At 67.7% G+C, this 9,673-nt stretch carries 12 protein-coding genes and 4 pseudogenes; 8 read left to right on the forward strand and 8 right to left on the reverse strand.

Annotation, left to right across the window (positions count from 1 at the left end; genetic code table 11):
• The first annotated feature begins 120 nt into the window (after positions 1-120).
• From GJ632_RS15200 to GJ632_RS15215, 5 genes and pseudogenes are all read left to right on the forward strand, one after another.
• Entirely contained in the window at positions 121-855 is a 735-nt protein-coding gene (locus GJ632_RS15200; protein ID WP_089804277.1) for a bacteriorhodopsin, read from the forward strand.
• 254 nt (positions 856-1,109) lie between these two features.
• Positions 1,110-1,205: pseudogene (locus tag GJ632_RS23935) on the forward strand (lycopene cyclase); the annotation flags it as partial.
• Positions 1,206-1,255: 50 nt separating this feature from the next.
• The gene (locus GJ632_RS23940) at positions 1,256-1,696 is read left to right on the forward strand and encodes a lycopene cyclase domain-containing protein (protein WP_343161205.1); all 441 of its coding nucleotides are present in this window, start codon (positions 1,256-1,258) and stop codon (positions 1,694-1,696) included.
• A pseudogene (locus tag GJ632_RS15210) lies at positions 1,687-2,723 on the forward strand (Brp/Blh family beta-carotene 15,15'-dioxygenase). Before GJ632_RS23940 ends, GJ632_RS15210 begins: the two are co-directional and overlap by 10 nt.
• Positions 2,724-2,815: 92 nt before the next feature.
• Entirely contained in the window at positions 2,816-3,511 is a 696-nt protein-coding gene (locus GJ632_RS15215; protein WP_089804284.1) for a V-type ATP synthase subunit D, read from the forward strand.
• Positions 3,512-3,649: 138 nt separating this feature from the next.
• Here GJ632_RS15215 and GJ632_RS15220 read toward each other — a convergent pair whose 3' ends face one another.
• The 3 genes from GJ632_RS15220 to GJ632_RS15230 are packed head-to-tail and all read right to left on the reverse strand — an operon-like array spanning position 3,650 to position 4,850.
• Positions 3,650-3,835: a DUF5816 domain-containing protein gene (locus GJ632_RS15220; RefSeq protein ID WP_191453395.1), complete on the reverse strand. Its 186-nt coding sequence runs from the start codon at positions 3,833-3,835 to the stop codon at positions 3,650-3,652.
• Entirely contained in the window at positions 3,784-4,458 is a 675-nt protein-coding gene (locus tag GJ632_RS15225; RefSeq protein WP_191453396.1) for a GNAT family N-acetyltransferase, read from the reverse strand. Before GJ632_RS15225 ends, GJ632_RS15220 begins: the two co-directional genes overlap by 52 nt.
• 2 nt (positions 4,459-4,460) lie before the next feature.
• Complete coding sequence (locus GJ632_RS15230; RefSeq protein WP_191453397.1) at positions 4,461-4,850, reverse strand: hypothetical protein; 390 nt, start codon at positions 4,848-4,850, stop codon at positions 4,461-4,463.
• A 111-nt stretch (positions 4,851-4,961) separates the two neighbouring features.
• On the opposite strand from GJ632_RS15230, the pseudogene GJ632_RS25485 reads away from it, so the two are divergent.
• Positions 4,962-5,039 (forward strand): annotated as a pseudogene (locus tag GJ632_RS25485) (hypothetical protein); the annotation flags it as partial.
• Positions 5,040-5,056: 17 nt separating this feature from the next.
• On the forward strand, positions 5,057-5,401 hold the full coding sequence (locus GJ632_RS15235) for a DUF6276 family protein (protein WP_343161206.1): 345 nt from the start codon (positions 5,057-5,059) through the stop codon (positions 5,399-5,401).
• A gap of 6 nt (positions 5,402-5,407) precedes the next feature.
• Here the strand turns inward: GJ632_RS15235 and GJ632_RS15240 are convergent, their stop codons facing one another.
• From GJ632_RS15240 to GJ632_RS15260, 5 genes and pseudogenes are all read right to left on the reverse strand, one after another.
• Entirely contained in the window at positions 5,408-6,223 is an 816-nt protein-coding gene (locus tag GJ632_RS15240) for a hypothetical protein (RefSeq protein WP_191453398.1), read from the reverse strand.
• A gap of 69 nt (positions 6,224-6,292) precedes the next feature.
• The gene (locus GJ632_RS15245; RefSeq protein ID WP_089804294.1) at positions 6,293-6,481 is read right to left on the reverse strand and encodes a hypothetical protein; all 189 of its coding nucleotides are present in this window, start codon (positions 6,479-6,481) and stop codon (positions 6,293-6,295) included.
• A 101-nt stretch (positions 6,482-6,582) separates the two neighbouring features.
• A pseudogene (prf1, locus tag GJ632_RS15250) lies at positions 6,583-7,841 on the reverse strand (peptide chain release factor aRF-1).
• A 246-nt stretch (positions 7,842-8,087) separates the two neighbouring features.
• Positions 8,088-8,411: a hypothetical protein gene (locus GJ632_RS15255; protein ID WP_191453399.1), complete on the reverse strand. Its 324-nt coding sequence runs from the start codon at positions 8,409-8,411 to the stop codon at positions 8,088-8,090.
• A 98-nt stretch (positions 8,412-8,509) separates the two neighbouring features.
• Entirely contained in the window at positions 8,510-9,454 is a 945-nt protein-coding gene (locus tag GJ632_RS15260) for a helix-turn-helix domain-containing protein (protein WP_191453400.1), read from the reverse strand.
• A 138-nt stretch (positions 9,455-9,592) separates the two neighbouring features.
• Between GJ632_RS15260 and GJ632_RS15265 the strand changes: the two genes are divergently transcribed.
• Positions 9,593-9,673, forward strand: an 81-nt coding sequence (locus GJ632_RS15265; protein ID WP_231751594.1) for a P-loop NTPase, incomplete at its 3' end; no start/stop codon positions are given.

The following is a 9,673-nucleotide window of genomic DNA, read 5'->3' on the forward strand; positions in this document are numbered from 1 at the left end:
GACGTTCCACCAGCACCTCCGGGCGGCAGAACGGAAACTCGTCGCCGCATTTTACCGGGAAATACCCAACTAGTTGGGTACACTCGCCTTACTGTTCGATGCCCAACTATAGGACGTAGCATGGCAACACCAGGCAGCGAAGCGATATGGCTGTGGATAGGCACGGCGGGGATGTTCGCGGGGACGTTGTACTTCGTCGCCCGCGGGTGGGGCGTCACCGACCCGAAACAGCAGTTGTTCTATATCCTGAGTATCTTCATCACCACCATCGCGACCGTCTCGTACTTCATGATGGCGACGGGGTTCGGCCTGACGCAGGTCGAAGTGGGCGGCGTGATGCTGGACATCTACTGGGCGCGATACGCCGACTGGATGTTCACCACGCCGTTGCTGTTGCTCGACCTCGCCCTGTTGGCGGGGGCGAGTCGTAACACGATGTACACGCTCGTCGGCCTCGACGTGCTGATGATCGCGACCGGAGCCATCGCAGCATTCACCGCGTCGGCACCCATCCGCATCGTGTGGTGGGGCGTCAGCACCGCACTGCTGCTGTTCCTCCTCTACTTCCTCGTGAAGGCGCTGAACGACGCGGCGGACCAGCAGACCGAGTCGGTCCGCAGTCTGACCACGACGTTGCGCAACATGCTCATCGTGCTGTGGTTGGCCTACCCGGTCGTCTGGATACTGGGTACCGAGGGGACGCTCGGAATCCTCCCCCTGTACTACGAGACGGCCGCGTTCATGGTGCTGGACCTCGTGGCGAAGGTCGGATTCGGCTTCGTCCTCCTGCGGAGTCACAGCGTGCTCGACCAGGTCGGGCAGGCGACCCCCGCCGCCTCCCCGGCGGACGACTGAGTCGTCCGCGCGGGCGAACATTCAATAGTTATCGAGATTCAGAACAGCTAGTGACTCCCTTCATCTGATGACACCACCGTACCCCGCTCACCCTCGGAGGCCCTCGTGACGGCGAGACTGACGTACTTCGGCTTCCACGCCGTGTTCGTCCTCCCCGCACTCGCGGTCCTCGGACTCGTCGTCTACCGCCGCCGCGACCGAATCACCGCCCGCGACTGGCGTTCCGCCTCGTCGGAACGGCCGTCCTCGCTGCCATCGCCCTCGTCTACACCACGCCGTGGGACAACTACCTCATCTCCCGCGGCGTCTGGTGGTACGGCGACGGCGCCGTCGCCGCGACGGTGTGGCTGGCACCGGTCGAGGAGTACGTGTTCATCCTCCTCCAACCGCTGGTCGTCGCGTGCTGGCTGTTCGTCCTCCCGACGCCGTCGGCGGACCCCGTCGAGGTGACGAGGAGACAGCGTCTGTGGGGCGTCCTCGCGGGCGTCGCCGTCGCGTCGTCGGCGGGGTACTCCTCGCCCTCGGCGGCGGGACGTACTACCTCGGAGCCATCCTCGCGTGGGCCGCCCCCGTGCTCGCCCTCCAGTGGGGGTTCGGGTGGCCCTACCTGTGGGCGGTGCGGCGGACGTTCGCACTCGCCGTCGCCGTCCCGACGCTGTACTTCTGGGTGGCCGACTGGTTCGCAATCTGGCTCGACATCTGGTACATCTCGCCGGCTCACACCACCGGCGTCTCCCTGCTGGGTCTGCCGGTGGAGGAGGCGACGTTCTTCCTCGTGACGAACCTGTTCGTGGTGCAGGGACTGCTCCTGTTCCTGTGGGTGGTGGACCGATGGCGGTGAGCGCCGCCGTCGCCGACGGCCGACTGCGGCGACGACTCGCCCGCGCGGTGTTCCCGCTCCCCTGGGTCGTCCTCGCCGCCGCCGCCGCCGTCTCGCTCTTCGGCGTCGGCGTCGCCGGTCCGGCCCGGTACGTCCCCCTGTTGCTCTCCGTCGCCGTCCTCGGACTGCCGCACGGCGCACTCGACCACGTGACGCTCTCGCGCGCGCGAAACACGAGTCCAACGCTCCGGTCGCTCGCGGTCGTGGGCCTCCTGTACCTCGTCCTCGGCGGTCTGTACGCGGTGGGTTGGTTCGTCGCCCCGGCCGCCGCGTTCGTCGCCTTCCTCCTCCTCACGTGGATTCACTGGGGACAGGGCGACGTCTACCTCCTCGTCGCACTCGCCGAGGAGACGCACCTCAGGACGCGCGGCCAACGCCTCCTCGCCGCCGTCGTCCGCGGGGGGATTCCGATGGTCGTCCCCCTCGTCGGGTTCCCCGAGGTGTACCGACGCGTCGCGGCGACGACTGCCGGTCTGTTCGTCGCCGACGCGTCGTTCGCGTGGCTCGTCGCTCCGACGGTCCGCGCCGCCGTCGGCGGCACGCTCGCGGCGCTCACCGTCGCGTCGCTCCTCGTCGGGTGGCGCCGCGCGACGACCGCCGCCTCGCGCGACGCGTGGCGGCTGGACGCCTGCGAGTCCGTCCTCCTGTGGGCGTTCTTCCTCGCCGTCCCGCCACTCGTCGCCATCGGCCTGTACTTCTCGCTGTGGCACTCGGCGCGGCACCTCGCGCGACTCGCCGCCCTCGACTCGACGGCCGCGACGGCGCTCCGCCGCGGGCGGTACCGCACCGTCGTCGCCCGACTCGGCCGCGACGCCCTGCCGACGCGCTCGGCGCCGTCGTCGTCTTCGCGGCCCTTGCCCTCGCCGTCCCCGCGGGCGTCGGGAGCGTCGAAGCCGTCGCCTCGGTGTACCTCGTCCTCCTCGCCGTCCTGACGCTCCCGCACGTCGTCGTCGTCACGATGCTGGACCGGCTACAGGGCCTCTGGTGACGCGTCTCCGGCGACGGCGTCGGCGCGGGGCCGGCGCCCGGTCGGAGAGACTGAAAAGGTTTACCCCCCTTCGTCCACAACCGTCCCGCAAGATGGCCGAAGACGTCAAACCGACTCGGAAGAACCTGATGGCGATAGAGGACCGCATCGAACTCTCCGAGCGAGGACACGACACGCTCGAACAGAAGCGTGACGGCCTCATCATGGAGTTCATGGACATCCTCGACCAGGCGCAGGACGTCCGCTCGGAACTCCACGAGGACTACGAGACGGCGCAGTCGAAGATAAACATGGCCCGCGCGATGGAGGGCGACGTGGCGGTTCGCGGCGCGGCCGCGGCCCTGAAGGAACACCCCGAGATTACGACGCAGTCGAAGAACATCATGGGCGTCGTCGTCCCGCAGATCGAGTCCTCGCGCGTGAGAAAGTCGCTCGACCAGCGCGGGTACGGCCTGCTCGGGTCCTCCGCGCGCATCGACGAGGCGGCCGACGCCTACGAGGAACTGCTGGAGTCCATCATCCTCGCCGCCGAGGTGGAGACGGCGATGAAGAAGATGCTCAAGGAGATAGAGACGACGAAGCGCCGCGTCAACGCCCTGGAGTTCAAACTCCTGCCCGACCTCTACGAGAACAAGGAGTACATCGAGCAGAAACTCGAAGAGCAGGAACGCGAGGAGATATTCCGCCTGAAGAAGATCAAGGCGAAGAAGGAAGAAGAGGAGAAAGAAGAGCGCGAGGCCGAAGCGAAGGAGTCGGGCGCGGCCGAACGCGTGCCCGCCGACGACTGAGACCGACGCCGGTCCTCGCTCGCCTCGACGGCGACGACCACGTCTTCGGCCACCACGCGAACTCGCGCGCGCACCGGACGCCGTCCGTCTCTCTCCTGTTTCGCGCCCGCACGACTCGACTCGGTCCGACGCCGACGGCTACAGGTACGCGTCGTCGTAGCCCTCGTCGGGTTTCCGCGTGTTCCCGCAGTTCGCGCACCTGAGTCGCTCCATGCTGTCTATCGACACGTCCGTCGAGTCGCAGTTCCCGCAGTAGTAGCCGTACTCCTCGTTCAGGCCGTCGTCGAGGTAGGTGGGGACGAACGCGCCCTCGGTTCCCGACACGGGGTCGTCGCCGAGATAGACCGTCTCCCCGTCGGTTTCGACGCGTCCGGAAACTCGTCGGTGTCTATCTCCGCGGCCGTCTCGCCCTCGCCGTCGTCCTCGCCGGCGGCCGTCCCGTCACCGTTCGCCGCATCGGCCTCTTCGGCGTAGACGTACTCGACCGTCTCGCGCCCGCCGACATCCAGCGTTCGCTCCTCGACCCGTTCGAGGCCGAACCGCTCGAAGAACGCGCCGGCGGTGTTGTTGGCGGCCATCGCGGCGGCCTGGTGGCCCGTCCCGTGACCGTGGTCCAGTTCCTCGACGGCGCGTTCGTACAGCGCCGTCCCGATGCCCATGCCGCGACGCTCGGGGTCCACGTGGAGTCGGCGGACGGTGTCGTCGTCGCCGTCCACGAGGACGACGCCCGAGACGACGCCGTCCTCGTCGGCCTCGGCGACGAAGGCGGCGTAGTCCTCGGAGTCACGACGGCGTCGTTGCTCCGCCTCGCCGAACTCGGCCTCGACTATCTGTTCGATGTCGCGCGGACTCAGCGCGTAGGAGGCGGTCATCGAACTCTCCGCCATCTCGTGAATCCGGCCCGCGTCGTCGCCCTCGGCGCGACGGATGGTGAACTGGTCGCTCACGCTCAGTCCTCCCGTTTCCGGTAGACCGCATCGGACCCGCAGTTCGGACACTCCGTCGGCAGACCGTCTTCGAGGTCACCGATTTCTCCGCAGTCGTCGCACCGCCACTGCAGGTAGCCCTCGCCGAACTCCTGTCCCGGCACCTGCTCTTGCTGTTCGGTCTCGCGTTCCTCGCGGTTCACCGACGTGACCTCCTCCTCGTCGATTTCGGGGTCGCTCACGTTCACCGCGCCGTCGCCGTCTCCGTCTTCGACTTCGGCGTCGATGTCCACCTCGAATCCGGCGGCGGTGAATCCGTCGACGACACCAAGCGCGGTTCCGTCGTCGTCGTAGACGACCATTCCTGCCTCTATCGGCGTGGCGTCCTCGCTCGTCGCTGGTTCGTCGCTCATGTGTTTGCCGTTCGGGGCACTGGCCGCTTGAGGCTGGTGGCTACCCACCTCGGACGGGTCGGTCCCGGCCCCACCGACGGACATTTGTCGGCGGCCCGCGTCGCCACGACCGTGAACTGCGACCACTGCGACGGCGAACTCGTCGTCTTCGCCGTCCCCGCGGACCTGCGCGAGTTCGCCCCCGACGGCGGCGCGGCGGCGTCGCTGTGCGCGAACTGCCTCCGTCTGGACGCCGTCGAAGACGCCGCCGCGACTGCGGCATCCGCCGACGTGGACCCGGAGACTGCCGACGCCGCCGACGCGGACGCGACTTCTCGGCGGTCAGCGACGCCTTCCCGTCGGGTCGCGGCGGCGTCGCCCTCGCCCTCCTCGTCGGGAAACTCGACTCGCTGGCGCTCCACCGCGCGGCCGTCGAGACGCTCGCCGACGAGGCCGAACGCGCCGGTGCCGACCCGTTCCTGACGCTCGATAGACTCGGCGGCGACGACGGCGTCGACCCGCAGTTCGACTTCGAGCGCCGACGCCTGCAGTTCGAGTCGCTCGTGTCCTGACGCGGGCTAGGCGTCCTCGTCGTCGCCGCCCGCGCCCGCGTCCCCGTCTCGACCGTCGAACGCCACCGGGTCGGCCCAGCGGTCCGCTTCGCCGACCGGTTCGACGGCGTGCGCGACTTCCGCGTCGTCGTACTCCACGTCCGACAGCGCCATGTTGAGTCGTTGCCACCGGGCGCTCCGGTCGTCCTCGCCCTCGGGGCCGACCCGCGCGCCGAACACCTTGAAGAAGCGGTCGCCCCGGTCGCGTCTGGTGCCCTCGGCGGTGTGCTTGTCGAACGCCACGTCGAACTCGCCGTCCGGGTCCAGGTCGCCGACGGGGAAGTCCGCGACGGGGTCTTCGTCGGTGCCGCGCACGTCGGCGCGGGCGGCCGCCGCGTTCCGGAAGAACTCGTCGGCGTTCGGCGACTCGCGGGACGACCGGGCGCGCGCGCACGCGAGGGCGGCGTGGACGGCGCAGATGCGACCCCGCCAGCCGTCCGGTTCCCAGCGCTCGGTCGCCAGCGTCTCGTATCGCTCGACGAGCAACGCGACGTCCTGTCCGGCCCGCAGATCCTCGACCACGTAGAGGTGCAGGCGGTCCCAGAGGTTCCACGCGTAGCCGGACCGCGCGAGTTCCCACGCGGCCCACGCGGCGACTTCCTCGTCGGAGCGTCGGACGGCCTTCTGGAGCAGGCTCGACACGTCGTAGCGGTTGTACCCGCCGTCGGTCTCGCCGTCTCCCTTCGGTTCGCCCCAGTCGGTCGTTCCCTCGCGGGCCTCCGGCGGCGTCTCGGTGTCGAGACTGCCGTCGGCGCCGAACGTGGCTTGGCGGTCTTCGCCCATGGCGGGCGTGACGGCGCCGTCCGCAAAGTGTGGTCCGGTCTGTGGGTTCGGGGGTGCGCTACGACCGCCTCACCACGTTCCGACGGGCGACTCGTCGTCGCTCTCGACGAAGTAGACTCTGCTCCCCGGAATCCGCCGCCGCAGGTCGGCGTCCTCGCCGTCGGGCGCAACGACCCAGTAATCTCCCCGCTCGTCGTACGCGACGACGTTTTCGGACTCTTCGGTTCCCGTGTCGGTTTCGTAGACAATCTTGTGCATCGTCGGTCACTCGACAGACGGTTCCGTGACGTATCGAAGCCACGGGTCGTTCTCAGTTCTTGAGACAGCGGGGTGACACGAACCGGTCGCAGAATACGCGTTTAGACGCCCGTGGAGTAGCGCAGGATGCCGGCGACGCCGCCGAACGCGTCGTACAACTGCTCGCCCTTCTCGAAGTCCGTCGAGATGAACTTCGTCTCGGTGCCGCGCTGTTCGGCTATCGCCATCAGGTGTTCGATGACGTCCTCGCGGTCGGTCTTCTCGGCCTCCTCGCCGCACTCGGTGCACTGGTGGCCGGGGTCGCCGTGCCGCCGGTCCACGACTTCGTACTCCTCGTGGCCGTTGGGGCACTCGTAGACGACGACGTCCGAGCGCAGGTCCTCCGAGAGGAGGAGTCGGTCCACCGAGCCCATGATGAGGTTCTTGCGGGTGGGGCCGAAGCCGTAGGTGGCCTCCTCGCCCGTGTGGAGTTTCTCGAAGAACTCCTCCATCTGGGACTTGTCCTTCATCACCTCCTGGTCGGCCAGCACCTCCTGTGCGGCGTCGACGAGGTCGTACAGGCCGGACTCGTCGGTGTAGGAGACGTCGAACTTGCCGACGACGAGGTCACCGAGCTCGTGGTGGAGGTAGTCGCCGTCGAGGAACTCATCCTTCGTCGGCGACGGGCCGCCGACCAGAATTCCGTCCATGTCGTGTCGCTTCGGGACGTACAGGTCGTTGGCCATCTCCGCCACCTCCTGATAGAAGTTGTCGATGGCTTCGAGACGCAGGCGGGCGAACCGCTGGGCGGACTGGCCACCTTTGCGCTGTTTGCCGGGCACCAGCGACGACGCCGACTTGACCGGTTCGACGCGCTTGCCCTTCAGCCACCCGCGTTCGCCTCGCGGCGGTCGAGAACGACGAGGCCGAACAGGCCCTTGTCGGTCAGCATATCCTCTAGCGGTTGCGTGAGGAAGTTCGAGTCGCAGTGGTAGCGGAACGACTGGATGGGTTCGGGCGGGCTGTCGAGGACGCGCGTGACCATCTCCGTCTGGCCACCGCCGGAGTCGACGGCGCCGGAGAAGATGACGATGCCGTTGTCCGGGGGGAACGTGTCGTAGTAGCGCAGACGGTCCTTGATGGAGGTGAGCGCGTCCTGCACGTTCGTCCGCGTCTGCTTGGACTTGATGTTGGACGCCTCGGAGTGCTCCTGCGTGACGTGCGCCACCACGTCGGAAATCTGCTTGTCGTCCGGGATGTAGATGGTGACGAGTTGCGTGCCGGAACCCTCGTAGTCGTCGAGTTCCTCGATGACCTTTCGGAACTCGTACTTCCTCCTGTCTGAGTTCTCCTCCGCGCTCGCCGTGTTCGTATCAGACATCGTTGTTGTGGGAAACAAGACGACCGAGACGGTTAAAGTACCGCGTTCGAAGCCGGGTCGGCGGCGCGAACGGGGTGAGATTCCGCGGTAGACGCGTTCAACCGCCTCGGACGGCCACCGACGACGCGAGGCGGGCGGACTCGCCGCCCGGTCGCACGGGCCGCTGAGCCGAGGCGGGGCGCACCCCCGCGTCGCTCCCGACGCGGTGTCCCGGCCGGTCACCCGTCCGGCTATCGACGCGTCGCCTCACTCGCAGCCCGTTCGGTCGGCTTCGTCGAGGTACTGGTGAATCCGCCGGCCCGTCTCGGTGATGGCCACCGTCCCCGCGTCGGCGTCGTGGCGAACCGCGTCCAGGTCGACGAGTTTCGGGAGGTGGACGTGGTACAGCGAGAGTTCGACGGCCTCGCTCGTCGCGCCCTCGGGGTCCTCCTCGGCGAGCGTCCGAGCGAGTTCGGCTCTCGTCGTCGCCCCCGACCGGTTCGCCAACAGTCGCACCGTTCGCCGCCGTCGCTCGCTTCGGAGTGCCGAACACACGTCGTCGAGGTTCAGACGTGGGCGAATCTTTGCCATGGTGAACGAGCGAACGACCTCGTGATAACGGTTCGCCGTACTCGATTACTCTAAGAAATCGAACAGTTCCGGCCGACATCCCCGTCGGTCGCCACCGGTCAGTCGTCTCGCGTCACCGAGAGCACGTCGAGAGCGCCGTCCATGCGGACCGTCAGCGTCTCGTCGTCGACGACGACGGTCACCTCGAAGCGGTACGGGTCCGTCTCGACCGGCGTCGCGGTGACTCGGCCGACGAACGCCGCGTTGTCCCACGTGAGTTTCCGGAAGGGAATTCGCTCGTCGAGGCCGTGGTCGTAGTAGAAGGCGACGACGGCCGGGTGGTTCAGCGCGGCGAACCACGTGACTGTCCGCCGACCGTACTGACAGCGCTGGCACTCGAACTCCGTCCACACCTCGTACCGACTGTCGCACTCGGGACACAGGCCCGACTCGTCGGGGCGGTGGTTCGAACAGACGTCGTGCGACGCGTCGATTCGCCCCGCGCACTCCGGGCAGATTCCCTCCATCATCGGCGCGACTTTCGAGTCGTACAGGACGTGGGCGGCGTCGATGGTCTCCTCGGCGGTCCGACCGACGAGGCCCGAGGGCGGATACTGGTAGTGCATGTACGTGCCGGGCGGGAAGTCGCCGCCGACGACGCCGCCGCACTCGGTGCAGCGGACCGATATCACCTCCTCCTCGTAGGCCATCTCGACGGTCCCGCCGCAGTAGACGCACCGCTCTTCGGTCTCGACGGGGGAGACCAACGGCGACGACGTTATCGTCCCGGTGAGCACCGCGCGCACCACCTGCTCGCCGGCGAACCGCAGGTCGTAGCCGTCGTCGGTCTTCCGGACGAAGTGGCCGACGAGTTTGTTCAGGTGGTAGCTGAAGTTCCCCTTGTCGTCGGGCGCCACCGCGTCGCGGAGTTCGCCGAACGAACGTGGTTCGGACGACTTCCAGAGTCGCTTCAGGACCTCCATCCGCGTCTCGTTTCCGAGGATGGCGAACGCCTCCGTCGCGGCGATTTCGTCGGTCTCCGTCTCGATTCCCGGTCTATCCATGCTCTCACCTCGCGGTTCGTGAGCAAATGTCTTGGGTAGTGACAGCACGCCTGCGAACGGAGGGACGGCGAGCGTCGCCCGGGACACACCTCGGAATACCTTTATATGTTCGACGTGGGAGAGTCCGAACGACTAGATATGGGATGGGTGTACGCAGTCGTCAGCGCGAAAGGGGGCGTCGGGAAGACGACGACGACGACGAACCTCGCGGCGGCCCTC

This window comes from Halogeometricum sp. CBA1124 (assembly GCF_009741955.1).
GTDB classification, from domain to species: Archaea; Halobacteriota; Halobacteria; order Halobacteriales; family Haloferacaceae; genus Halogeometricum; species Halogeometricum rufum.

Coding starts and splice junctions, on each gene's coding strand:
- GJ632_RS15230 (WP_191453397.1), bottom strand. CDS start 4,850: ATGAGCGACGAACCAGCGACGAGCGAGGACGCCACGCCGATAGAGGCA.
- GJ632_RS15245 (WP_089804294.1), bottom strand. CDS start 6,481: ATGCACAAGATTGTCTACGAAACCGACACGGGAACCGAAGAGTCCGAA.
- GJ632_RS15215 (WP_089804284.1), top strand. CDS start 2,816: ATGGCCGAAGACGTCAAACCGACTCGGAAGAACCTGATGGCGATAGAG.
- GJ632_RS15260 (WP_191453400.1), bottom strand. CDS start 9,454: ATGGATAGACCGGGAATCGAGACGGAGACCGACGAAATCGCCGCGACG.
- GJ632_RS15240 (WP_191453398.1), bottom strand. CDS start 6,223: ATGGGCGAAGACCGCCAAGCCACGTTCGGCGCCGACGGCAGTCTCGAC.
- GJ632_RS15255 (WP_191453399.1), bottom strand. CDS start 8,411: ATGGCAAAGATTCGCCCACGTCTGAACCTCGACGACGTGTGTTCGGCA.
- GJ632_RS15200 (WP_089804277.1), top strand. CDS start 121: ATGGCAACACCAGGCAGCGAAGCGATATGGCTGTGGATAGGCACGGCG.